Annotated in this window: 23 protein-coding genes; 11 read left to right on the top strand and 12 right to left on the bottom strand. The window is 61.4% G+C overall.

Annotated elements, in window-relative coordinates; translation table 11 throughout:
- Positions 1-14: 14 nt before the first annotated feature.
- Positions 15-2,063, bottom strand: coding sequence for a TonB-dependent receptor family protein (locus ACZ5U1_RS00115; protein ID WP_464778851.1), 2,049 nt, complete (start codon positions 2,061-2,063; stop codon positions 15-17).
- Positions 2,064-2,116: 53 nt separating this feature from the next.
- The gene (locus ACZ5U1_RS00110) at positions 2,117-2,527 is read right to left on the bottom strand and encodes a hypothetical protein (RefSeq protein WP_464778850.1); all 411 of its coding nucleotides are present in this window, start codon (positions 2,525-2,527) and stop codon (positions 2,117-2,119) included.
- 97 nt (positions 2,528-2,624) lie between these two features.
- Here ACZ5U1_RS00110 and ACZ5U1_RS00105 point away from each other — a divergent pair, with 97 nt between their 5' ends.
- From ACZ5U1_RS00105 to ACZ5U1_RS00095, 3 genes are all read left to right on the top strand, one after another.
- The gene (locus ACZ5U1_RS00105) at positions 2,625-3,035 is read left to right on the top strand and encodes a MerR family transcriptional regulator (protein WP_464778849.1); all 411 of its coding nucleotides are present in this window, start codon (positions 2,625-2,627) and stop codon (positions 3,033-3,035) included.
- A gap of 34 nt (positions 3,036-3,069) precedes the next feature.
- The gene (locus ACZ5U1_RS00100; RefSeq protein ID WP_464778848.1) at positions 3,070-4,872 is read left to right on the top strand and encodes an acyl-CoA dehydrogenase C-terminal domain-containing protein; all 1,803 of its coding nucleotides are present in this window, start codon (positions 3,070-3,072) and stop codon (positions 4,870-4,872) included.
- Between the two features lie 241 nt (positions 4,873-5,113).
- On the top strand, positions 5,114-6,190 hold the full coding sequence (locus ACZ5U1_RS00095) for an alpha/beta hydrolase fold domain-containing protein (protein ID WP_464778847.1): 1,077 nt from the start codon (positions 5,114-5,116) through the stop codon (positions 6,188-6,190).
- An 80-nt stretch (positions 6,191-6,270) separates the two neighbouring features.
- Here ACZ5U1_RS00095 and dnaJ read toward each other — a convergent pair whose 3' ends face one another.
- Entirely contained in the window at positions 6,271-7,410 is a 1,140-nt protein-coding gene (dnaJ, locus tag ACZ5U1_RS00090; RefSeq protein WP_464778846.1) for a molecular chaperone DnaJ, read from the bottom strand.
- Between the two features lie 98 nt (positions 7,411-7,508).
- A complete protein-coding gene (gene dnaK, locus ACZ5U1_RS00085) occupies positions 7,509-9,407 on the bottom strand; it encodes a molecular chaperone DnaK (protein WP_449470994.1) in 1,899 nt (632 codons plus the stop codon).
- A gap of 173 nt (positions 9,408-9,580) precedes the next feature.
- Here dnaK and ACZ5U1_RS00080 point away from each other — a divergent pair, with 173 nt between their 5' ends.
- The 3 genes from ACZ5U1_RS00080 to ACZ5U1_RS00070 are packed head-to-tail and all read left to right on the top strand — an operon-like array spanning position 9,581 to position 10,912.
- The gene (locus ACZ5U1_RS00080) at positions 9,581-10,039 is read left to right on the top strand and encodes a copper chaperone PCu(A)C (RefSeq protein WP_464778845.1); all 459 of its coding nucleotides are present in this window, start codon (positions 9,581-9,583) and stop codon (positions 10,037-10,039) included.
- 3 nt (positions 10,040-10,042) lie between these two features.
- Positions 10,043-10,513, top strand: coding sequence for a vgr related protein (locus ACZ5U1_RS00075; protein WP_464778844.1), 471 nt, complete (start codon positions 10,043-10,045; stop codon positions 10,511-10,513).
- 39 nt (positions 10,514-10,552) lie between these two features.
- The gene (locus ACZ5U1_RS00070; protein WP_464778843.1) at positions 10,553-10,912 is read left to right on the top strand and encodes a hypothetical protein; all 360 of its coding nucleotides are present in this window, start codon (positions 10,553-10,555) and stop codon (positions 10,910-10,912) included.
- A 5-nt stretch (positions 10,913-10,917) separates the two neighbouring features.
- Here ACZ5U1_RS00070 and ACZ5U1_RS00065 read toward each other — a convergent pair whose 3' ends face one another.
- Positions 10,918-11,922: a S66 peptidase family protein gene (locus ACZ5U1_RS00065; RefSeq protein ID WP_464780055.1), complete on the bottom strand. Its 1,005-nt coding sequence runs from the start codon at positions 11,920-11,922 to the stop codon at positions 10,918-10,920.
- A gap of 26 nt (positions 11,923-11,948) precedes the next feature.
- Positions 11,949-12,392, bottom strand: coding sequence for a cupin domain-containing protein (locus ACZ5U1_RS00060; RefSeq protein WP_464778842.1), 444 nt, complete (start codon positions 12,390-12,392; stop codon positions 11,949-11,951).
- Positions 12,393-12,442: 50 nt separating this feature from the next.
- On the opposite strand from ACZ5U1_RS00060, the gene dapE reads away from it, so the two are divergent.
- Positions 12,443-13,585 carry a succinyl-diaminopimelate desuccinylase gene (gene dapE, locus ACZ5U1_RS00055; RefSeq protein WP_464778841.1) on the top strand — a complete coding sequence of 381 codons (1,143 nt, stop codon included), beginning with the start codon at positions 12,443-12,445 and terminating at the stop codon, positions 13,583-13,585.
- A gap of 3 nt (positions 13,586-13,588) precedes the next feature.
- Here dapE and ACZ5U1_RS00050 read toward each other — a convergent pair whose 3' ends face one another.
- The 4 genes from ACZ5U1_RS00050 to ACZ5U1_RS00035 all read right to left on the bottom strand — a co-directional run bounded on the left by ACZ5U1_RS00050 (position 13,589) and on the right by ACZ5U1_RS00035 (position 17,817).
- Positions 13,589-15,265 carry a putative bifunctional diguanylate cyclase/phosphodiesterase gene (locus tag ACZ5U1_RS00050; RefSeq protein ID WP_464778840.1) on the bottom strand — a complete coding sequence of 559 codons (1,677 nt, stop codon included), beginning with the start codon at positions 15,263-15,265 and terminating at the stop codon, positions 13,589-13,591.
- Positions 15,266-15,364: 99 nt separating this feature from the next.
- Positions 15,365-15,898 carry a Smr/MutS family protein gene (locus tag ACZ5U1_RS00045; RefSeq protein ID WP_464778839.1) on the bottom strand — a complete coding sequence of 178 codons (534 nt, stop codon included), beginning with the start codon at positions 15,896-15,898 and terminating at the stop codon, positions 15,365-15,367.
- Positions 15,899-15,910: 12 nt separating this feature from the next.
- Positions 15,911-17,164, bottom strand: a complete 1,254-nt coding sequence (mltA, locus tag ACZ5U1_RS00040) for a murein transglycosylase A (RefSeq protein ID WP_464778838.1) — start codon at positions 17,162-17,164, stop codon at positions 15,911-15,913.
- On the bottom strand, positions 17,161-17,817 hold the full coding sequence (locus ACZ5U1_RS00035; RefSeq protein ID WP_464778837.1) for a Tim44/TimA family putative adaptor protein: 657 nt from the start codon (positions 17,815-17,817) through the stop codon (positions 17,161-17,163). The genes mltA and ACZ5U1_RS00035 overlap by 4 nt, the downstream gene beginning before the upstream one ends.
- A 186-nt stretch (positions 17,818-18,003) precedes the next feature.
- Here ACZ5U1_RS00035 and secB point away from each other — a divergent pair, with 186 nt between their 5' ends.
- The 4 genes from secB (at position 18,004) to ACZ5U1_RS00015 (ending at position 22,057) form a co-directional block, all read left to right on the top strand.
- On the top strand, positions 18,004-18,504 hold the full coding sequence (gene secB / locus ACZ5U1_RS00030) for a protein-export chaperone SecB (RefSeq protein WP_460987336.1): 501 nt from the start codon (positions 18,004-18,006) through the stop codon (positions 18,502-18,504).
- Between the two features lie 134 nt (positions 18,505-18,638).
- On the top strand, positions 18,639-20,231 hold the full coding sequence (gene murJ / locus ACZ5U1_RS00025; RefSeq protein ID WP_464778836.1) for a murein biosynthesis integral membrane protein MurJ: 1,593 nt from the start codon (positions 18,639-18,641) through the stop codon (positions 20,229-20,231).
- Between the two features lie 4 nt (positions 20,232-20,235).
- Positions 20,236-21,240, top strand: a complete 1,005-nt coding sequence (trpS, locus tag ACZ5U1_RS00020) for a tryptophan--tRNA ligase (RefSeq protein ID WP_196225213.1) — start codon at positions 20,236-20,238, stop codon at positions 21,238-21,240.
- Between the two features lie 169 nt (positions 21,241-21,409).
- Positions 21,410-22,057 carry a DUF4136 domain-containing protein gene (locus tag ACZ5U1_RS00015; protein ID WP_464778835.1) on the top strand — a complete coding sequence of 216 codons (648 nt, stop codon included), beginning with the start codon at positions 21,410-21,412 and terminating at the stop codon, positions 22,055-22,057.
- 72 nt (positions 22,058-22,129) lie between these two features.
- Here the strand turns inward: ACZ5U1_RS00015 and ACZ5U1_RS00010 are convergent, their stop codons facing one another.
- Positions 22,130-22,735, bottom strand: coding sequence for a peptidylprolyl isomerase (locus ACZ5U1_RS00010; protein ID WP_464778834.1), 606 nt, complete (start codon positions 22,733-22,735; stop codon positions 22,130-22,132).
- A gap of 37 nt (positions 22,736-22,772) precedes the next feature.
- Entirely contained in the window at positions 22,773-24,185 is a 1,413-nt protein-coding gene (gene dnaA / locus ACZ5U1_RS00005; protein ID WP_464778833.1) for a chromosomal replication initiator protein DnaA, read from the bottom strand.

Raw genomic sequence — 24,185 nt, 5'->3', positions numbered from 1 at the left:
AGGCCGCTGCCTTTTCAGAGACGCGCGCGCAGGCCCGCGTAGACCGCCCGGCGTTCGATGGGATAGAAGGCCGCACTGGCCTGGTTTCCCGGCGTAAGTGGATCATCCGGCTTGTAGCTTACGAGCGCTCCGATATCGCCTATCGCTCGCTTACCCGTCAGATTGCGTGCATCGACGAACAGGCTGATGCCCTTCGTCAACTGCGCCTGCGCCCCGAGGCTGAAAGTCGCATAGTCATCAACCCGCTTGCTATTGTTATAATCGACCCAGGCACCCTGCGGCACCCATTCCACAGCCGGAGCGATGCTGGCGCGATCGGTTCCCAGTTTCACTTCAGCGCGATAGAAGTGGCGCGGCACGACGGGTAGGCGGTTATCGCCGAACTGCGCGTCATTCCGGAAACGGAAGTCGCTATACTGGTAGACCTGCCGCAACGTCGCCCACGGCGCGAGGGTCAGGTCCAGCGCGGCCTCGATGCCCTGGTGCCGTGTCCGGCCCGCGTTGAATGTTGCCGCCGGAATGACGCCCGGCTGGACACTATATTGCAGCAACTCGCCTTTCAGGTCCGCGCGATAGAAGCTTATGTCCCATCGAGCTGGGCCAACGCTGCCGCGCGTACCGATTTCCGCCGTCCAGGCCCGCTGCGCATCAAGGGGCGTGAAGCCGGGCAGCGGCCCACTTGGTCCAGCGGCAATCTGGCCCAGTTCGATGAAGCCAGGCAACTCCACAGACCGGCTGTAATTTGCGTAGACCTGCACCGCCTGAGAGGGTGCATACAGAAGCCCGAATTTAGGAGAGAAACTATCGAACTTCGCCTCGCCGCTGCGTAAAGGCAGCAGGCGATTGTCCAGCCGCCTCTCTCCATGCGTATAGATGCCACCTGCGATCAGCCATAAGCCCTGAACCGGAGCGATCCTCGCCTCCGCATAGCTATTGATCGTCCGCGCCCGTGCCTTTTGAATGGACGTGAGAGCGCCCGAATTGCCGTTGATATTAACGAACTGCCGGAAGTCACCATGGCCAAAGCGTGCCTGCGTCCCCACGGTCAGCTCGACCGGGAGGCCTTGCACCTCTCCCGAAAGGTCAAAGCTGGCGAACAGCCCACGATCCTCTGATTTCTGATCGACCACCTGATAAATGGGATGGTTCAAAGCCTTCGCATTGAAATATGCGCCAAAGGCAAGTTGGCCGCCGTCCAGTTCAACCGTGGTGCGGTTTTGAAACCGGATGGAATCGATGTTGCGCGCCTGATCACCTGCGAAATTGCCCTTTGCCGGATCATTCAGCGCATCCGCTTCGGTCAGCGCTCCCGACAGCTTCTGCCGGATCGTCTGGGCGCTGACATAGAAACGGGTTTCCACCCGATCGTTCAGCTTGATTCCAACATTGCCGTTGAAACGCAGCGCGCGCCGCGCGCCATGATCGCGGTCCCCATCGGACCTGTCGGCGGTAATCGCTGCCCAGACGTCACCACGAGCATCGGCGTAACCATAGGCCGCCTTCGCACGCAGCGTATCGAACGAGCCGCCATCTATGCGCAATTCCGTGCCCGGCATCGTCCGTCCGGTGGGTGTGACCGCATTGATGGCGCCACCCAATGTCGATCCGCCAAATCGCAGCGCATTACCGCCGCGATAGACTTCCAGATGCTGGAACACCTGCGGATCCAGCTCCTGAAAGTCTCCGTTGTCGTCGGCCATGTTGATCGGGATGCCATCCTGTAACAGCGTGAGGCCCCGCATATGGAAGCTCCGTGACAGTCCGGAACCGCGTATCGAAATGCGCACCTCCTGACCAAAGCGCGGTTGCATGTAGACACCTGCGGAGAAGGCCAGCGCGTCGCGCAGCGATACGGCCAGCTTGTCTTCGAAATCCTTGGCAGCAACGACATCGGCGCCGCCCGCCGTCCGGCTTATATGGGTAGCGGCGTCCTCTACCGTCGGACTGGCGGTAACGATGATACGACCCTGATCGCCAGCTTCATCAGCGAAAGCAGGGGTGGCAAGCAGCGAACAGGCAAGGGCGCACAGCGACACGCTGCGCAAGGCGGTAAATGCAGACATGAATTCATCCTCAAGAAAATCGTGCCGCGCTCAGCGCAGCATTAACGACAGCTTCAGGAGGATAGTGGGGGACCGGATGATGGCGGGGGCGGTGCGGCAAGTCGGGCGATCAGCCCCGTCTTGAGCGCGAATGCGATAGGTCCGAAAACAGTTTGCCACGCTGGCAGTGGCAGATCGGCTAGTATCAGCGGGGGAACCACCGGCTGAACCGAGGCGGCAAAGGAGCAATGTTGCTGAACGGGGACGCCGTCATCCTGCGAATGATTCGCTTTCCCCGGGGTCTGTTCACGATCGACCAGGACGCTGACCGCGCCCTGCCCCGTACAGAGGGTCACCATCACGCCCCAATCCGTACGAACCGGCATAAAACCGGCGGGCGTAATCAACTGGATGGCCAGGACAAGCAGCGCCAACGCGGCCAGCAAGCCCCGCGCGACTTCCGATTGTCTGATCGCCCCCGTCATCAGGCGCCGCTTAACCTCCCCCGGTGCTTCTGTCATCAGGTCAAATTGACCCAGATCATACTTGACGTTAACGTCAACCTTTCCTAGCTAAGACGCCATGGACCAGCGCAGCAGCATTGCGGGCATTGAATTGCCCGACAACAAAGAACGACAAAGCTACACCATCACCGACTTGTCGGACGAGTTCGGCGTCACGGCCCGCGCCCTGCGTTTCTATGAGGATGAAGGGCTGATCGCACCGGAACGCCATGGCCTCGCCCGCATCTATTCGCGCCGTGACCGAGCCCGACTTGCGTGGATCCTGCGTGGTAAAAGGGTCGGCTTCAGCCTCGCCGAGATCCGCGAAATGATCGACCTTTATGATGCGGATGAGGAGCATGAGGAGCAGCGACGCGTCACAGTCGCCAAATGCAAGGCGCGCATCGAACTGCTCACCCGCCAGAAAAGCGACATAGATGCCGCCATCGCGGAACTTTCGGGCTTTGTCGCAGCTCTCGACAAGCCCTGAACATTCGCGACGAAAAGATAACCGGAGAAGATTGATGCCCAGCTATTCCGCCCCGATCCGCGAAACGCGCTTCATACTCGACCATGTGGTGGGCCTTGATCGCTATACCAATCTGCCCGGCTTTGAGAGCGCGACGCCGGATCTGGTGGATGCCATCCTCACAGAGGGCGCGAAGATTGCTGAGGAAGTACTCTTTCCGCTCAATGCCGTCGGCGACAAGGAAGGGTGCGTTCGAAACCCGGATGGCAGCGTCACGACGCCACCGGGCTTCAAACAGGCATTCGACACCTATGTGGAAGGTGGATGGACCACGCTGCACGCGCCGGTCGAATATGGCGGACAGGGCCTGCCCAATGTCGTCGCGTCGGCTGTCGGCGAATATGTATTGTCGGCCAATCACAGCTTCGAAATGTATCATGGCCTGACCAGCGGGGCCGTGTCCGCCCTGCTCGCCAAGGGCAGCGAGGAGCAGAAGCAGAAATATATCCCCAACATGGTGTCGGGCAAATGGACCGGCACGATGAACCTGACCGAGCCCCATGCCGGCACGGACCTTGGCCTCATCAAGACCAAGGCGGTGAGGCAGGATGACGGCAGCTATGCCATCACGGGCACGAAAATCTTCATTTCGTCGGGCGAGCAGGACCTGACCGAGAATATCATCCACCTCGTCCTCGCCAAGACGCCGGACGCGCCGGAAGGCAGCAGGGGCATATCGCTGTTCGTGGTGCCCAAGCTGCTGGTGAATGACGATGGGTCGCTGGGTGAGCGCAATGCGGTGTCCTGCGGTTCGCTCGAGCACAAGATGGGCATTCACGGCAACGCGACCTGCGTCATGAATTATGACGGAGCGACCGGCTGGATCGTGGGCGAGGAGAATAAGGGCCTCGCCGCGATGTTCATCATGATGAACGCGGCGCGCATGTGGGTCGGCATGCAGGGTCTGGGCCAGGCGGAAATCGCGTTCCAGAATGCCGTCCATTATGCGCGCGAGCGGCGTCAGGGCCGTGCGCTGACGGGGCCTAAGGATGCGGCGGAGAAGGCCGACACGCTGTTCGTCCACCCTGATGTGCGGCGGATGCTGATGGAGGCGAAGGCGCTGACCGAGGGGCTGCGCGCGCTGATGTTGTGGGGCGCCTTGCAGGTCGATCTGGCGCAGCACGCCGCGACGGAAGAGGAACGGCAGGCCGCCGATGATCTGGTGCAGCTGCTGACCCCGGTGCTGAAAGGCTATGGCACCGACAAGGGATTCGATGTTGCGGTCATGTGCCAGCAGGTGTTCGGCGGCCATGGCTACATCTGGGAAAATGGCGTCGAACAATATGTGCGCGACGCCCGCATCGCCCAGATCTACGAAGGCACCAACGGCGTGCAGGCGATGGACCTTGTCGGACGCAAGCTGCCGATGAATGGCGGCCGGGCTTTGCAGTCTTTTCTGAAGCTGGTGGCTGACGAGGTCGCGCAGGCGAAGAGCAATGAGAAGCTGGCCGGCGTGGCCGAGGCGCTGGAGAAGGCGAGCGGACAGCTGGGCGCGGCGACAATGTGGCTGATGCAGAATGCGATGCAGAACCCCGACAATGCGGGCGCTGGCGCGGTGCATTATATGCACATCCTCGGCATCGTTTCGACGGGCCTCATGTGGCTGCGCATGGCGAAGGCGGCGGCTACGCTGCTGGAAGCGGGCGAAGGCGATGCGCGCTATCTGGAGGCGAAGCTGGTCACGGCGCGGTTCTTTGCCGAGCGGGTCATGCCGGATGCGGGCGCGTTGAGGCGGAAGATCGAGGGCGGGGCGGAAAGCCTGATGGCGATCGATCCGGATATGTTTTTGGCAGCTTGAGCTGAGGCATTCGCATCACTTGTGGTGATGGGGATGAGTAGTAAATATAGTGTGTCCGCTGCCACCTCCGTTCGTGCGTGAAGGCTCATGAAAAAGTCCGTATCTGACGGCTTAACGCCAAAGGAGCGAACCATCCATCATTGACGCATGAGAAATAGAACCATAGCGTGCGATATCTGCAACTAGAGGGCTGGGAAGCGATCGCGGCGATCATCCGCTGATCCTATGGGGGAGGATAGTCATGCGTCACATGATCTATAGTGTTGGCCTGTTGATCGTGGCTGCCCTGCAGGGAGTCAGCCCAGCCTCAGCCCAGTCCAAGCCTAACCCGATTGAAGCGGACGGAACGGTGAACGTGCCGGCGTTTCGCTTCCCGCCCTCGGTCTATCTGAGCGACGAGGCGAGGAAGTCCCTGCCCCGCCGCCCTTTCGACGCCAATGACATGCTGACCCAGCTGATCGAAAAGGGGCGCGTCCCGGCCGCCCGGCAGACGATGGCGCGCAACATGGCATCGGCCGTCCAAAAATTGGCGGAGCAGCATCAGGTCACCTATCGCGAAGTCACTATGGGCGGCGTGCATGGCTATCTGGTCACGCCCGCCAAGCGGAGTGCGGGCGGCAAGCACGGCAACATCCTGATCAACCTGCCTGGCGGCGGTTTCATCATGGCCAATGCAGCGGGAGGCGGGCTGCAGGAATCCATTCCGCTGGCCAGCCGCACCGGATTCGAAATCCTGACCATCGATTACAGGCAGGCTCCGGAAGTCGTCTTCCCCGCAGCCAGCGAAGACGTCGCGGCGGTCTATCGGGAACTGCTCAAGACACGCAAGCCTTCACAGATCGGCATTTTCGGCAGCTCCGCAGGTGGGCTTCTCACCGCCCAGGCCATCGCCTGGTTCCAGCATGTGAAACTGCCCTCACCCGGCGCGGCGGGCATATTCTGCGCGTCGGCGGACGCGCGCTGGGCAGGCGACAGCTGGTATTCGTTCAAGCCGATGCAGGGTTTGACCACGCCCGCCACGCTCGATGAACGCTTCTACTATGGCGATCACGACCTGTCGGACCCGCTCATGTCGCCGATGATGTCGAGCGACGTGCTGCGCTTCTTCCCGGCCACCTTATTGGTGACATCCATGCGCGCGGGCGAAGTGAGTGCTGCCGTCAACACGCATCGCGAATTGATCAAGGCCAAGGTCGATGCCGACCTTCATGTGTGGGACGGTCTGGACCATTGCTTCTTTGCGAACCGGAATCTGCCTGAAGCGCAGGAAGCGCTGGGTGTGATGACGGACTTTTTCCTGCGAAACCTGCGGAAATAGCGGCGCAGCGACGATAGGAAAAAGGCCGGGGCAGATGATGCTGCGCCCGGCCTTCTGATATCAGGTCTGGAACGGCGCGCTTAGTCGCCCCACAATTCCTTGAGCTTGCTAAAGAAGCCGGTCGATTGTGGGCATTCCTCACCGGTTTCCGTATCACGGAAAGCCTCAAGCAGTTCCTTCTGCTTGGCGGAGAGGCGGGTCGGGGTTTCGACATCGACCTGGATGACGAGGTCGCCCTGCCCCCGGCCGTTCAGCACGGGCATGCCCGCGCCGCGTTGGCGGATCTGCTTGCCGGACTGGATACCGCTCGGGATCTTGATCTCATGCCGCTGGCCGTCGAGGCCGGGCACTTCGATGCAGCCGCCGAGCGCGGCGGTGGTAAAGCTGACGGGCGCGCGGCAGAAGAGCGTCGTGCCGTCGCGTTCGAAGAGGGTATGCCGCTTCACATGAAGGAAGATGTATAGGTCGCCCGATGGTGCGCCGCGCGCGCCAGCCTCGCCTTCGCCGGAGAGGCGGATGCGGGTGCCTTCATCGACACCGGCCGGAATATTGACGGACAGTGTCTTGGGCTTGTCCACGCGACCTTCGCCACGGCAGGTGCGGCAGGGGCTTTCGATGACCTGACCCGCGCCGTGGCAACCGGGGCAAGTGCGCTCGACAACGAAAAAGCCCTGTTGCGCGCGGACCTGGCCGTGGCCGCCGCAGGTGCCGCAGGTCTTGACGCCGGTGCCGGGCTGCGCACCCGATCCGTCGCAGCTTTCGCAGGAGGCGGAGACTTCGATCTCGATCTCGGTCTTCTTGCCATGATAGGCTTCGTCGAGCGTGATCTCCATGTCGTAGCGCAGGTCGGCGCCGCGCCGCTGCGCCTGACGGCCGCCGCCGCCAAAGCCGCTCTGGCCGAAGATCGTCTCGAAAATATCGCCAAGGTCGGAAAAGCCGCCCGCGCCGCCACGCCCGTTGAAGCCACCGCCGCCGCCGCCATTTTGGGCGTTGGTATAGGCCGCATGGCCATAGCGGTCATAGGCCGCGCGCTTTTGCGGGTCCTTCAGGCACTCATAGGCTTCGGATACGGCCTTGAACCGGGCCTCGCCGTCGGTGCATCCCCCGGTCTTGTCCGGGTGATATTTCATCGCCAGCTTGCGATAGGCGCTCTTGATCACGCCCGCGTCGGCGGTGCGCTCGACCTCGAGCAGTTCGTAATAGTCCAATTCGCTACTCATTTCGCCCCCGGCGCGCGCACGTCCCTCGGCTTCGCCCGGCACGAACGGCTACCATAACCGTTCCGTTCGAGCGAAGTCGAGAACCGTTTCATCGGGCCTTATGCCTTGTTGTCGTCTACTTCCGAAAATTCGGCGTCCACGACATCATCATCAGCCTTCGGAGCTTCAGCGCCCGGAGCCGAGGCCTGAGCCTGTTCCTTCTCGTAGATCGCCTGGCCAAGCTTCATCGCGACCTGGGCGAGTTCCTGCGCCTTGGCCTTCATCGCTTCGGCGTCGCCGCCTTCGACAGCGGATTTGGTCGCGGCGATCGCGGTTTCGATCTCGGACTTGAGGGCCGCGTCCACCTTGTCGCCATGCTCGCTGAGCTGCTGCTCCGTGGTGTGGATCAGGCTTTCGGCGTTGTTCTTCGCCTCTGCGCCCTCGCGCCGCTTCTTGTCCTCTTCGGCGAAGCGTTCGGCGTCCTTGACCATCTGGTCGATGTCGGCGTCGCTGAGGCCGCCCGAAGCCTGAATGCGGATCTGCTGTTCCTTGCCAGTGCCCTTGTCCTTGGCATGGACGTTGACGAGGCCGTTGGCGTCGATGTCGAAGGTGACCTCGATCTGCGGCACGCCGCGCGGCGCAGGCGGGATGCCGACCAGGTCGAACTGTCCCAGCAGCTTATTGTCCGCCGCCATTTCACGCTCGCCCTGGAACACGCGGATCGTCACCGCCTGCTGATTGTCGTCGGCGGTCGAATAGACCTGCGACTTCTTGGCAGGAATGGTGGTGTTGCGATCGATCATGCGGGTGAACACGCCGCCCAGCGTCTCGATGCCGAGCGACAGCGGGGTCACGTCGAGCAGCAGCACGTCCTTGACGTCACCCTGCAGCACGCCCGCCTGAATCGCAGCGCCCATCGCGACGACTTCGTCCGGGTTGACGCCGGTGTGCGGTTCCTTGCCGAAGAATTCCTTCACGGCCTCGCGCACCTTGGGCATGCGGGTCATGCCGCCGACGAGGACGACTTCGCTGATCTCGCTCGCGGAAATGCCAGCGTCGGCCATAGCCTTCTTGCAAGGCTCCATGGTGCGCTTGATGAGGTCCGTCACCAGACGCTCAAGATCGGCGCGGGTAATATTCTTGACGAGGTGCTTCGGCCCGTTCTGGTCAGCGGTGATGAAGGGCAAGTTGACTTCGGTTGACTGCGCCGAGGACAGTTCGATCTTCGCCTTTTCGGCCGCTTCCTTCAGACGCTGGAGAGCCAGTTTGTCCTTGGTGAGGTCGATGCCCTCATCCTTCTTGAAGCCTTCGGCCAGATATTCGACCAGCTTGGCGTCGAAATCTTCACCGCCCAGGAAGGTGTCGCCGTTGGTGGACTTCACTTCGAACACGCCATCGCCGATCTCCAGGATCGAGATGTCGAAGGTGCCGCCGCCAAGGTCATAGACAGCGATCGTCTTGCCGTCCTGCTTCTCCAGCCCGTAGGCGAGTGCAGCCGCGGTCGGCTCGTTGATGATGCGCAGCACTTCAAGGCCCGCAATCTGCCCGGCGTCCTTGGTCGCCTGACGCTGGGCGTCATTGAAGTAAGCGGGAACGGTGATGACCGCCTGAGTGACCGTCTCGCCGAGATAGCTCTCGGCCGTTTCCTTCATCTTCTGCAGGGTGAAGGCGGAAATCTGCGAAGGCGAATAATCCTTGCCGCCCGCCTGGACCCACGCGTCGCCATTACCGCCCTTCACGATGTGATAGGGGACGAGCTCCATGTCCTTCTTGGTGGTCGGATCATCAAAGCGGCGGCCGATCAGGCGCTTCACCGCGAAAATCGTGTTGTCCGGATTGGTGACGGCCTGTCGCTTGGCGGGCTGGCCGATCAGGCGCTCGCCATCCTTGGTGAAGGCCACGATCGACGGCGTGGTGCGCGCGCCTTCCGCATTTTCGATCACCTTGGGCTTGCCGCCATCCATCACAGCCACGCAGCTGTTGGTGGTGCCAAGGTCAATGCCGATTACTTTTCCCATCTTGTCCTCTTAAACCCCAATTTCATTCAGCGGTTGACGGCCCCATACCTCACGAAAGCGCCAAGGCAAGGCCGTTTGCGGATGGGATATAGGCGTGATCTTTCTTGGCACAAGAAGCGCGGGCGATTACCGTAACAACCGACCGGAAACGAGACAGTCACGAAAGCCTCCTGATGCGCGCATTCTTCAGCCTCCTTGCCCTTGCCGCCCCCTTCACGCTTGCGGCATGCGGCGATCCTGCTCCGACCTATATCGACCAAGCCTGGGTCCGCCTGAGCCCCAACAAGGACACGCCATCGGCCGGATATTTCGTGGTGCATGGCGGTGACGCAGCGACGCAACTACGCGGCGTGCTCACCGATTACGCGCTCAAGGTAGAGATGCATGAGAGCATGGATCACGACGGCATGATGATGATGCAGAAGGTCGATTCAGTCGACATTCCCGCCAAGACGAAAGTCGCCTTCGCGCCGGGCGGCAAGCATCTGATGATCTGGGGAGTCAATGATACGGCTATCAGCCGGGGCAAGATGACGCTGACCTTCCTCCTCGCCAATGGCGACCGCCTGCTGGTCGATGCCGCGATCCAGAAGCCCGCAGCGCCAGCTCCCAAAGCCGGGGGAGCCAAATAAGATTTGACCAGCCGACCCCTGACCTCGGGAGAAGTCGCGCTCGCCCGATCAGTGTTCGGCGACGCAATCGCCTATGATCGGGTACTGGCACATCACCGCAAATGGTGGCCATTTCAGCCCGCCCGCGTGACGATGTCGCCGGACGGGCATCTTTGGTTCAATCCCAAGAGCGGCCTCTTCTGCGCGGATTTCTGCGACCAGGGGCTGCATTTGCAGGGTCATTTCATCCACGAGATGACCCATGTCTGGCAGGCGCAAAGGAGCGGCAAATGGTATCTGCCGCTGATGCGCCACCCCTTCTGCCGCTATGGTTACGACATCATGCCGGGGCGGCCCTTCAGGCGATATGGACTTGAACAACAGGCGGAAATCGTTCGCCACGCGTTTCTGATGCGGAAAGGCGCGCATGTGGAGGGCAAGCCGCCACTGCAAGTCTATGAGGAGCTGCTGCCTTTCAGCGGGGCCTGGTCGTAAGACAGGTTTTCGTCGCCAAAATCTGTTATCTTGGCTCGCATGCGGCTGATCGCACCCTTCCTACCGCTGGTGGCCTTCTTCGCCACACCAGCAATGGCAGAGCCTTCGCCCACCCAGCGTACGGGCCACTATTATCTTCGGGGAGTCATGGAAACCGGCTCTGAGCTCATGCTCCATCCGGATGGGCGGTTTCAATGGTATCTTGTCTATGGCGCGCTTGATCTTTTCGCTGAAGGGCGCTGGCTGGAGGCAGATGGCGCCGTGCGGCTCGTGGCCGAACCAACGAAAGACGTGCCGCAGCCCGGTTTCAATATGCTGACACTGACCATCCGGGGTAGCGAACTGATCCCGCCCGATGGACGCGGAGCTTACATCCGTCCCTCGGACGAGGGGGACTGAAGTCCTCAGCTAACCGCCGCCTCCAGCAAACGGATGCTCCCCGCATCAGCATCAATTTCAGCGCGCACGCCCAACGGCAGGCTGAACTGGCTCGCGACATGACCTATGGCAGCGCCTTGAAACGCGGGAACGCCAAGGGGGCCGAAATGCTGCTGTAGCACTTCGGACAAGGTGAAACCGCCATAGGACGCCTCGCGTGCGCTACAGCTTGTGCATTGACCAAACACAACGCCCGCAACCTTGCCAAGAATGCCTGCCTGCGACAGCTGGGTCAGCATCCGGTCTGTCCGATAGGGTGCCTCATCCACATCCTCCAGAAACAGGATGGCACCTGTAAAGTCGGGCAGCCAGCCCGTGCCCATCATGGCCGCCAGCACGGTCAGATTGCCCCCCAGCAATCGCCCGCTGGCACGGCCTGCGCCAAAGGTCCGGATGCGCCCGCCCAATGGAACCAGCCGGTCCTCCTTGGGCTGCGGATTGATCAAGGTCGGTGTGGCGCCTTCAAAGGCAATCGCGCGGAAGGCGTCCCAACTGAATTGCGGCCAACTGCTTGCGGCATTGGGTCCATGGATCGTCGTGAAACCCGCCCGAGCCGCAAAGGCCATATGTAGCGCGGTAATATCGCTGAATCCGATCAGCAGCTTGGGGTTCGCGCGAATCGTTGCGAAATCCAGATGAGGCAAGATGCGCGCACATCCCCATCCGCCGCGAACAGCAAACACGGCCCGGACCTCCGGATCGGCAAACATCGCGTTCACATCGGCGGCCCGGTCCTCGTCCTTGCCTGCCAGATAGCCATATCGCTCGACCAGATGCCGGGCAGGCTTGGGCTTCAACCCCATCGCCAATATCGTTTCCCGCACGACAGCCAGATCGAACATGTCATCCGTAAAGCCCGCTGGCTCAACCAGCCCCACGACATCGCCCGGACGCAAACGTGGCGGCTTGATGAGAGTCGGAGCGGGCGCCCTGGCGGCCAGCAGGGCGGTCCCCATGCCCGCCAACATCATCCGCCTGTCGAAGCCCTGATAGCCGCTCAAAAAGCGCTCCCGTCCTTGCGCCGATAGCCCCCCATCGACCATCGAAGATCAATGTCAGGATAATGCGCGTCTCCCTGCGGCACCCGTCCGAAAGCCAGGAACTCGCAATCGCCCTCGCTTTCATTGATCAGTTGATGCCCATTCGGCTCTCCCTTGGGGAAAGCAGCCATGTCACCTGCCTGCATCGAAAAGCGGCCTTCTTCTTCGATCAGCACGGCATGTCCGCTCAGCATGACGACGAATTCATCTTCGTCCTCATGCCAGTGTCGCTGCGATGAAGCCGCGCCTGGTTTCAATATCACATGACTGATGCCAAAATCGGCGAGCCCGCAACCATGGCCGAGCTTTCGCACCCAACGTCCATCTACTACCGCAGCATAGGGAGCCGGATAACCGGTCCTGTTGTTCTGCTCTATGGCTGCAAGATCGATCTTGGGCATGATCTCTTCCTCCGCTGGCAAAGGCGCTCGGCTTTCGCTAACGCAGCCCCATGAGCATGACCAGCACCAATGCCGACACAGTGGACATAGCACGAAAGCTGATTGCATGTCCTTCGGTAACGCCTGCACGGGGTGAGGTTTTCGCCGTTTTGGAAGCGATGCTGGTTCCGCTCGGCTTTACCGTCGACCGCTTCCTTGTCGGGGAGGAGCCCGACGGCCCGGTCGAAAATCTGCTCGCGTGGCGCACGACCGGAGCGGGTCCGCACTTCGCCTTTGCCGGGCATCTGGACGTCGTGCCGCCTGGGGATGGCTGGACAAGCGATCCCTTCACACCCGAACTTCGCGGCGACCTGCTCTATGGTCGCGGCGCGGTTGATATGAAGGGGTCGATCGCTGCATTCGTCGCCGCGCTCGCCAGCATTCCGGAAGACTTGCCGGGTACGGTCAGCCTCATCATCACTGGCGACGAAGAAGGCCCTGCGATTTTCGGCACGCTGGCGCTCATGGATCGCATGGCCGCGCATGGACTGCGGCCAGACCTCTGCCTGGTTGGCGAGCCCACCTCGTCCCAGCGGCTCGGAGACGTCATCAAGGTGGGCCGACGCGGTTCGGTGAACATGTGGATCCGGGTGGAAGGCGTACAGGGCCATGTCGCCTACCCTCATCTGGCCGACAATCCCGTGCCACGGCTCGTTCGCATTCTTGCCGCCATCGATGCCGTGGTGCTGGACGAAGGCACCGACTGGTTTCAGCCAAGCAATATCGAGATCACGGACCTGGAAGTCGGCAACCCCGCAACCAATGTCATTCCAGCCGCAGCCAACGCGCGGATCTCCATCCGCTTCAATGATCGACATAGTGGCGCGCAGTTGATTGACCGGATCGACGCGATCGCCGCAGCGGAGGGCGGCACCGTCACCGCAAAGATCAGCGGCGAACCATTTCTGACCGAACCCGGAGCCTTGTCCAGTCTTGTCGCAGGAGCGATCAGGGAAGTGACCGGGGTGGAAGCGGAACTGTCCACCACTGGCGGCACTTCGGACGCGCGTTTCCTCTCGCGCCTCTGCCCCGTTGTCGAATTCGGCTTGAATAATGCGACGATGCACAAGCTGGATGAGGCCGTGGCCGTGCAGGACCTGCAAGATCTAACGCGCATATACGCGCTTATTGTCCGCCGGGCCTTAGCGGCCTGATCTTCAAACCATTCGGCGCTGGATGGCCTGCTTTGGTGCAAAGCGGGCCAGATAATCCTGTTCGCTGGTGGGTCGGGCGAAATGATATCCCTGGAACAGCGTGCAGCCGATAACGCGCAGCATCTCCATTTGCGCTTCCGATTCGACGCCCTCGACCACGACCTCCATCCCCAGCCCCTGGATCAAGCCGACAACGGCACTGCAAATGGTACGTGCCTCGGCTGATACGGCGATGTCGCGCACCAGACTCCGGTCGATCTTGATCCGATCGACAGGCAGTTCCTTCAGGCGGGACAGGTTGGAATAACCAGTGCCAAAATCATCGATGGCGATCCGCACGCCTTCCTCACGCAGCGCTTTCAGCTGCGCACGCACCCGATCGTCCATTCCCATCGCCAGCGATTCGGAAATTTCCAGCTCCAGCATGTGCGGCGGGGTCTGATGTGCCGCCATGGCATGCCGCAGCCGCAGGAAGAAATCCGCCTGGGACAGTTCCCTTGAGGAGATGTTGACCGCAATGCGCTGCCCGATCTCGGCCTTCGACCAACGCGCCGCCGTTTCGCAAACGCGACTCATTACCCAATCGCCCAACGCCACAATGGCGCCGCTTTCCTCCGCAACAGGTACGAAGAAGCCTGGCATGACCATGTCACGTTCGGGATGTGCCCAGCGGATCAAGGCTTCGGCCGTGACGACCCGGCCACTCACTGCCTCCACCTGCGGCTGGAACTCCAGAATGAACTCGTCCCGTTGCAGCGCCAGCAACAGATCTCGCTCCAGCTCGGCGCGGTCGGCGGCTTCCAGCGCCAGTTCCGCGGTGAACATCTCGGCCCGGTTCCGTCCCCGATGCTTGGCATGATACATGGCGATATCGGCGGATCGCAGCAGGGCAGAGAGGGTATCGCCATGATCCGGGTAGCAGGCGATGCCGATCGATGCGCCCAACTCTATATGCTGGCTGCCCAGATCAAAGCGCTCGCTCAGCGCGAACTGAATGGCGCGCGCGATGCGGTTCGCAGCCTCGGGACCGGCCAAGCGGGGGAAGAACATCGTGAACTCGTCACCCGCGAGGCGGCCAATGACGGCGTCACTATTGCCAGCACTGACCTGCGCCATGACAACTTCGCGAAGACGGCCCGCAACCCGGGCTAGGATCTGGTCGCCCGCAGCATGGCCCAGCGTGTCATTGACCCCCTTGAAGCCGTCGAGGTCGATGAAGAGCAGCGCCGCCGCGCAGGTCTCTTCCCGCTCGGCAAGCAGCCTTTCAACCTGTCGGCAAAAGCTGGTGCGGTTGGCGAGGCCCGTCACCTGGTCAAACAATGCGAGTGTTTGCACATGGTCGAGGTTGGTGCGGACCTGACTGAACAGGCTGGTCATCGCCACCGACAGGTCGGGCAATTCGACGGCGATCTCAGGCGGTACGGACGATTGCAGATCACCATGGGCAGCGGCGATTAGCCTTTCGGTTGCGACATCAATGGCGCTCGCAGTCGTGGCGACTGTCTGGCGTGCCGACGCCCAGCTCAATGTGCCGCACAGGATCGCTACGATCAGCGATCTGCCGATGCCCAGGATGTCGTCGGCCTGATCCTGCCCAAGCACAAGCGACAGGATGAACACCAGCGCCCCCGCAGCGCAGGCGAAGGCAGTGGCGCGGCTTTTCAATGTCACGCCCTGCATGTGCCTCCTGCCCAGAGCGTAGCTCGCTAATGAGCCACGGATCGGGATGCTTATGAGGGACGCTGGTTAAGAAAAGGTCAGTGGCAGAGCTTGGCGCGCCTATTTTTTGCGCCGCAATATGATATAGATAGCTCCGTCCCCGCCATGGCGGGGGTGGGCCTGTCTAACGCTCGCGATCCGGTCGGCAAAGGGGCTGGTTTCCAGCCAGTGACCGATCTCACCCCGGATTGCGCCCCGCCGGGATTCGCGGTTTGGAGCGGCCGTTTTCGGAGGCTTCCCTGTAATCACCAGCAAGATGCGCAGTCCACGGGCGAGCGCGGAAGACAGCGCCTGGTTCAGCATTGCATGCGCGCTCGACAGGGTATGGCCGTGAAGGTCGATCGCCATGTCCGGCACCAGCGTCCCACCACGGATGCGGCGCTCCCATCCACTATCGAGAATAGCTGCCGGGGAGCGGGATGGACGGGTTTCTATCGGCCGCGAAGGCACAGGCGGCAAAGGTCGATTGCCTGGCACCGTTACGACAGGCTCAGCCATATCGACTTTATGCCGTCCGGGCCGCAGTGGGCGAACGGATCGAGTAAGAGCGCTCCAAAGCGCCTGTTCCTCGGAGGAAAGATGCCGACGGGCCATCGCCAGCAGCAATTATTGTGACGCCAACCGCGCCGCCGATCCAACGGGCAGCAGGATTAGCGCGCTACCGCGTGCCGACATGCCCCCGGCGATCGACCGCGCGCGGCTACCTGCACCCCAGAAACTGTCGAACCGATTGGCGCCTTTGATGGCACCGCCCGTATCCTGGGCGATCCAGACGCCATTGGGCTCCGCGCGATCAAGCGAAAGCAGCACTGGCGCCCCGAGTGGAACATATCGCGGATCAGCGGCCACGGTCGCCTCAGCCGTCACCGGCACCCCCATGGCGCCAATCGGTCCCGGCCCTGTCAGCTCGCGAAAAAACACGAAACTCTTGTTTTCATTCATGATCTGCGCGCCCTCCACCGGATTGGCGCGCAACCATGCCATGATATCCTGCATCGACCCCGCCTGGATCAGTCCGCGATCCTTCATCAGCTTGCCGATGCCTGTGTAATCGCGGCCATTCTGCCCGTCATAGCCGATCCGCATGACATCGCCGCCGGGCAGCAGCAGGCGTCCACTGCCCTGCACCTGAAGAAAGAAGAATTCGACCGGGTCCGCCGCCCACGCAAGTTCGAGCCCACGACCGGCGAGCGCACCAGCAACGATTTGGGAACGCTCGTCAAAGGGGACAAAATTGCTCCCTTGCACCTTGCCGCGAATGGTCTTGCCCTTCAAACTATCGCTGAACAAGCCAAGATTGACGTCGATCAGCTCGGGCGGACGGCGATAGATCGGGATCTGGTAGCCTGCTTGCTCATTTCGCGACCCGGAGATTCCAGGCTCATAATATCCAGTGACGAACGCTGTGCCTGGGCCAACTTGCACCGCCTCGAAATAGCGGGCGAAAAATTCGTTGGCGCTCGCTTCAGGCCAGCTGGACGCGGCGGCACAGGCGTTATTCCAGTCCGACCCTTTTGTAAGGCCGCTCTGATCGATACGCTTCATCAGCGACGGGCAGGAAACACGAAATGCCTCCAGCGCCTTGCGTGACCGCTCTCCCGCTTCGATCAGTGGTGCAATGTCGGGACCACGCGTAACTCCGGCGGCGACCGCAGTTAAATTGTCTGTCACAGGGGCCGATGTCGTCGCGGGTGGCAAAGCGGGACGCGGCGTAGAAGGAACTGAGCGAACCGAGGTCTCGCCATCGACCACCGGCCGTGACGGACCGGGACCTGTCGCTCCGGGTGGGATGACACCGCCCGCGCATGCCGACAAGAGCAGCGCAGCCGACAGCGCTGCCCACGGCTGCCTGAAGTTCATGCGGCCTCGTCGGTTTCGCTAAGCTTCCAGTTTGGATCGGTGCTGCGCAAGTCGCGCGTGAATGTCCAGATATCGTTGGTGCTCACCGCATCGGTCAACGAACCAGCGACAACATCGCCGTCCTTGTCCCTGGTCACCGCTGCAATATCGGCCTCGAACCGAAGCGAAACTTCGGCAACACGTCCATCTACGCTGGCGCCCACGATCTGCGCCTTCTCGATGCGAACAAGCCGATTGTCGAGCACATGACCAGCCGCCTCACGCTGTGCGATCGATTCCTCGAAAGAGGTCAGAACATCTGTATCGCACAGCCATTCCAGTTCCGAACGATCGCCCCGCCAGAATGCCTCAAGCACCATCTTGTAGGCTGCTTTCGCACCCTCGACAAATTGCGGCACATCGAAATTCCGGTCGGCCGCGATCAATGCGCGCACGCCAGCTTCGCTACCTTGGGCAATCAAGCCATCGGCCAACCGCACCGAATCACCGGCCATGTCCGTCATCGTGCGGGGCTGAAGGACAGTTACCTTCGCCCTTTCCTCGGCCGGCCGCAGTGCAGGTTCCTGCTCATGCCCCGTCCGCTTTCCCAGTACGGAGTAGAGCCGCAACGCCAGAAAACCGGCGATGAGGGCGAGGATCACGATTACATACACGGGGCAATGAACCCTTTAGACTAGATCTGAAAACGACAACGCAATCAACATAGGCATGTTTCCGCCCATATTCAAATGGCGCCTTTTGGCGGCGGCATTGCCCTGCCCCGCCGCCCCTGCTAAGCGCACGGGCCAATGTCTTGAGGCTGGTTGCCCCCGGACCAACAGGAAATTCAGGGAACTCAAATGGCCGACGAAGCCGATACGATCCAGACCAGCGCGGGTAACGGCGCCGACACGAGCCCACAGATCGCGCTCATCAGTCAATATGTGAAGGATCTCTCGTTCGAGAACCCTAATTCGCCCGCCGTCTACCAGTGGCCGGACCAGCCCCAAATCGATGTTCAGTTCAACATCGGGGCCGACAAGGTCGGTGATGAAGTCGTAGAAGTTTCCTTGAAAATCGAGGTGAAGGCGCTCGCTCCGCAGGGCACGGCTTTTGCCGTCGAACTGTTGTACGCCGCGCTCTTCGGCATGCGCAATGTGCCGGACGAACAGCTTCAGCCGTTCATGCTGGCAGAAGCGCCACGCTTGCTCTTTCCCTTCGCCCGCCGCGTGCTGGCCGATGCGATCCGCGATGGCGGTTTCCCGCCACTGTTGCTCGACCCGATCGATTTCGGTGGCCTTTACGAGCAGCAGGCTCAGGCGATCGCACAAACCGCTGGCGAACCGGCTGGTCACGCCTGAAGCACATATGAGGCCGCACTCCGCTCCCGCTGGGCTCGCCAAGCTTGCGGTAAGCGGAGTAAGCGGTCTGCCCTGCGCTTCGGCCGTAAGCAGAACGGACCAGCCCAACCTCGCTCGGCGGGAGAGATAACCCCATGAAGTTGGTCAAGGCGCTTGGCTCGGTAGGCGGGCTGACGCTCGCCAGCAGGGTGCTAGCGCTGGTCCGTGACTCATTGGCCGCGCGCTATGTCGGCGCGGGCTTTGCGTCGGACGCCTTCAATGGCGTAGCTTTCCGTCTGCCCAACATGTTTCGCGCCCTGTTTGCGGAGGGCGCTTTTTCCGCCGCCTTCATTCCGATGTTCAACCGTAAGGCGGCAGGCCCCGGCGGAGTCGCGGATGGCTATCATTTCGCTGAACGTGCGCTGGCCGTCCTGCTGCCGGTGCTTATCCTTTTCACCCTCATCCTGATTGCTGCGGCATATCCGCTCACCTGGCTATTATCCGGCGGTTTCTCACGCCAAAACCCGACACCCGAGCAATTCGCCTTTGCGGTGCTGCTATCGCGCATCACGCTGCCCTATCTCGCGCTGATCAGCCTTGCTTCGTTGCTGGGCGGGATATTGAATTCGCTCGATAAATTCTGGGTAAATGCCGCAGCGCCCATATTGTTGAATGTGGCCATGATCGCGGGGCTGTGGCTTTTCCACGGTGCCGACGAATATCAGACGGCCCGGGTCCAAGCCATTTCGGTCACCGTGGGCGGAGCTCTCCAACTCTTGTGGTTGATCTGGGCCTGCCGTCGCGCGGGCGTTTCAATGAAGCTCAAACGGCCTCGCCTCGATGGCGATGTGCGTGAGTTGCTACGTCTTATCGTGCCAGCTGCCGCCGGTGCTGGCGCTTCACAGATCAACCTGCTCATTTCCACGGCCTTGTCCGGTTGGCTGCTAGCCTCCGGGTCGATTACCTATATCTACTATGCCGATCGATTGAACCAGTTGCCGCTCGGACTGATCGGCATCGGCCTCGGCACCATATTGCTGCCGACGATTTCCCGGCTTCTGTCGACGGGGCAGGAGCAGGTGGCCATGGAAACGCAAAATCGCGGCGTCGAACTGGCCCTCTTTCTCACATTGCCGGCGACGATCGCATTCATCACGGTCGCCGAACCGATCGTTCGCGGCCTTTTTCAATATGGCCGTTTCACCGTTGAGGATGCGCGTCGCTGTGGCTGGGCATTGTCCGCTTTCTCGATCGGCCTCCCTTCCTATGTTCTCGTGAAGGTTCTGACGCCCGGCTATTATGCACGTGGCGACACCAAGACCCCGGTGCGTTATGCGATGCTGTCGATCCTCATCAACATCATCGGCAATATCGCACTAATTCCCCTGCTCGGGCATGTAGGCCCGCCGCTGGCAACTGCGATGTCCTCGACCGTCAATGTCGCGATGCTTTATGCAACGCTGGTAAAGCGCGGCCATTTCACCGCTGATGCGCAGCTGCGCCGACGGCTTCCTCGACTTGCGCTGGCGGCACTGGTCATGGGCGGCGCGCTTGTCGCGGGCGAAAGCTTTCTTGAACCATGGTTGGCCGGGGCAATGATCCAGCGTTATCTCGCGCTGGCCGTGCTTGTCGGCGCGGGGATAGCGCTTTACGGGATAGCCTGTTTCCTGACGGGCGCCTATCGGGTGTCCGACCTCAAGGCACTCATGCGCCGACGGGGTTCAACCACAACCCAAGAGAATGGATAGAAGAATGCGCGTCCTTTCCGGCATCCAGCCGACCGGTAATCTGCACCTGGGCAATTATCTGGGCGCGATCCGCAATTGGGTGCGGATGCAGGACGAGATGGATGCGGCAAGTCAATGCTTCTTCTTTCTGGCCGACATGCATTCGATCACCGTCCATGAGGGGCGCGAGCAGCGCATCCGTAATGTCCGCGATATGGCGGCGGCGCTTGTCGCTGCGGGGATTGATCCGGATCGCTCTGTACTTTTCAACCAGGCGCGGGTCCCCGCCCATGCGGAGCTATGCTGGTTGCTGAACGGCACGGCGCGGATTGGCTGGCTGAACCGCATGACGCAGTTCAAGGACAAGGTCGGCAAGGATCGCGAGGGCGCCTCGATCGGCCTGTTCGTTTATCCGGTGCTGCAGGCTGCCGACATCCTTGTCTACAATGCTACGCATGTGCCTGTGGGCGAGGACCAGAAGCAGCATCTCGAACTGGCCCGGGACATCGCCACAAAGTTCAACACGGATTTCGGGGTAGAACTGTTCACCTTGCCTGATCCGATCATACCCAAGGAGTCGGCGCGCATCATGTCCTTGCGCGACGGCACTGCAAAGATGTCGAAGTCCGATCCGTCGGACATGAGCCGCATCAACCTCACCGATGAGGATGACGCGATCATGCAGAAGGTGAAGAAGGCCAAGACTGATCCGGAACCATTGCCCGAAACGGCAGAGGGTCTGCAGGGTCGGCCGGAAGCGAATAATCTGATCGGCATCTACGCGACTTTGACCGGAAGAACGGCCGACGCCGTGTGCGCCGATTTTGCGGGCAAGGGTTTTGGGGCTTTCAAACCCGCCTTGGGCGAACTGCTGGTTGAAACCCTCCGGCCTATCCGTACGCGTTTCCTTGAGCTACGCACGGATGACGCGGCGCTCGACGCCATATTGGAAAATGGTGCCGCGAAGGCGCGAGCCGCCGCTGAGCCCACGCTGCGAGCGGCCTATGATGCGATGGGCCTGATGCGCTGAAACGCTGCCCGTCGTCGTCGACGGAATAACGATCGCCGTGGCGTCCTGCCTATAGCTGACATTTATTGCGTCCGCCCGCCTTGTTCGAGCGTTCAAATGATGTTCAGTTGCGTTCTGCTATTGTCGGGCGCAAGGTTGAAATGGCTCTCTGCCTTAGGGACGCAGAAATATGAAACTTATCAAAAAGATTGGTATGGTTGCGGCACCGACGTTGGCGCTGGTCGCCCTTTCTGGCTGTGCTTCATCCTTCAAAGCGAATGTCGCGCGCTTCCAGCAATTGCCTGCACCAGCCGGGCAGAGCTTCACCATCGTTGCCGATGACCCCCGTCTCGCCGGTGGCCTTGAATTTTCTCAATATGCAGGGATGGTAGGTCAACGTCTGGCGCAGACAGGCTACACTCCCGCATCTGATCCGGCCCGTGCGGACCTGATCGTCCGCGTCGCCTATCATGTCGATAATGGGCGTGAGAAGGTGCGCTCTACGGGCTTCGGCCCGCCCGACCCCTATTTCTATGGCGGCTGGGGCTGGCGCGGCCGGTGGGGTAGGCCCTGGGGCTACGGCTTCTATGACCCGTGGCTGTTCGGCCCCGGCTACAACGACGTCAGCAGCTATACCGTATATACCAGCGACCTCAGCATGAAGATCGATCGGGCAGCTGACAACCGGCGGCTGTTCGAGGGCAAGGCTTCCGCGCAGTCCCTGTCGAACAGGTTGACCTATCTGGTTCCCAACTTGATTGACGCGATGTTCACCGGCTTTCCAGGGCAGAATGGCGAGGATGTAAAGATCACCCTGCCGCCGGAACGGAAGGGCTGACCTCGGACGAAACGCTCGTCGGCGGTCTTCTCCTCAGAGTAGGAGACCGCCGAATTCCTCTGCTCGGCGGGATCAGGGAAGCCGACGGGCTGTCGTGATCCTTATGGGTTGCTGAAGCATCTGCCCCTTCATAACCCCCTCGCCCGCAGTCGGCGACTTTGGTGCCGACAGGATCGCGCGGACCACATCCATACCCTCCACCACATGGGCAAACACAGCGAAGCCCTGATTATCGCCCGGCGAGGCGGGTTGCGCGTCCATGCTGGGCATCTTGCCAAGGACGATGAAGAAATCCCCGGTGGCGCTTCCCGGCGCATAGCGTGCCATGGAAAGCGCGCCTTCATCATGGGTAAGCCCGGTTTGCGTGGTGGGTTCATGGGCGATGGGTGGCAGTGTGCGCGCGGGATCATTCTGCGTTCCGCCCTGGACGAAACCATAATCAGCTGTCCCCACAGCGCGGTAGAATGTGGTGCCATCCAGCCGCTTCTGATCAACGTAGCGCAAGAAGTTGCGCGCGGTGATCGGCGCCCTGGCTACATGGACGGCGACGATGATGCGGCCAGTACTTGTATCGAACGCGACCTGCACGTCCTGTAAAGGAGCAGAAGCCGTAACCTGAGCGGCAGCGGCCGTGAAGGAAAGTAGAGCGGCCAGCAGCAGGGCGACATATCGGATCACCGCTGCACCCTAATCCATCGTCCCATTGCTGTCAGCGTCAGTTTTCCAGCTGGCGCAGGAGGGTACGGACGTCGGCGTCGATGTCAGCGTTCGTCTGCCGCAATTCCTCGATCGTGCGCACGGCGTGGATGACGGTGCTATGATCGCGGCCACCGAAGATGCGTCCGATTTCGGGCAGCGACCGGGGCGTCATCTTCTTGGCGAGATACATGGCCACCTGACGGGGTCTCGCCACAGCGCGAGCGCGGCGCTTGGACCGCATTTCCGAAGCGTCGATCTTGTAGTGCGCCGCGCAGACCTTCTGGATCTCGTCTACCGTGATGCGGCGGGCGTTGGCGCGCACGGCGTCGGCGAGCATGCTTTGGGCGAATTCCAGATCGACGGAGCGGCCGGTGAGTTGGCCGTAGGCGATCAGTTTGTTGAAAGCGCCTTCTAACTCACGAATGTTTGAGCGAATTGAACGCGCCAGGAAATCGACGACCGCGTCAGGGACTGGCGGGTCGCCGGCGATGGCACGCTTGGCTTCCAGGATGGACAAGCGCAGGTCTAGGTCGGCCGGGCGGATGTCGGCGACCAGCCCTCCGGCGAGGCGGGACAGGATGCGGGCGTCGATCGAATCGAGCAGTTGCGGGGCGCGGTCGGCGGTCACGACGATGCGGGCACCGGAATCGATCAAGTCATTGATAGTGTGGAGAAATTCCTCCTGCGTTGAACCCTTGCCCGCGATGAACTGGATATCGTCGATCAGCAGCAGGCGGGCGGCGCGCAAGCGAGCCTTGAACATCATGGTCTCGTTCGCGCGCATCGCGTTCACGAACTCCATCATGAACCGCTCCGCCGACATGTAGAGCACAGGCGCGGCCGGTGAATGGGTGGAGAAGTGCTGGGCGATGGCGTGGAGCAGGTGAGTCTTGCCCTGTCCCGTGCTGCCATGGATGAACAGCGGGCTGAAGCGGGGCTGCGCTTCTGCCGCGATCGCCTGCGCCGCGGAAAAGGCGAGATGGTTGGATTCGCCGGTTACGAAATCGGCAAAGCTGTGGCGCGGTTGGAAATTGCAGGCGGGGGTCGCATCGAGGGAAACCGGATCGGCAACGACGGCCTCCTCGACCGGAGCAGCTTCGAGCAGGCGCGGGCCGACGGAGTTAGGCGCGCGGCGAAGCCGGACCTCCCGGACCCCTACGCCAGCACAGCGCCATGCCATGCAAAGGCGGTCACCAAAATGACCGGACACGAAATTGGCCGTGAAGTCGGAGGCGAACAGCAGGTCCAGCGTCTGGGATTCGGGGCAATAGTCGCCCAGCCGAGCGGCCTTCAGCCACTGATCGAACATGCGCGGGCCGATGTCGCGGCGAAGCCCGGCGCGGATCGCGTCCCACGCCGATTCCAGACGCGCATCATCATGCGATGCCTGAACGCTCAAACTATCCGCCACTGCCGTGAAACCCTTCAT

The sequence above is a fragment of the Sphingobium sp. TomTYG72 genome (assembly GCF_055394715.1).
The sequence above is the reverse complement of the archived record's forward strand: the minus strand, read 5'-3'. Positions and strand labels throughout refer to the sequence as shown.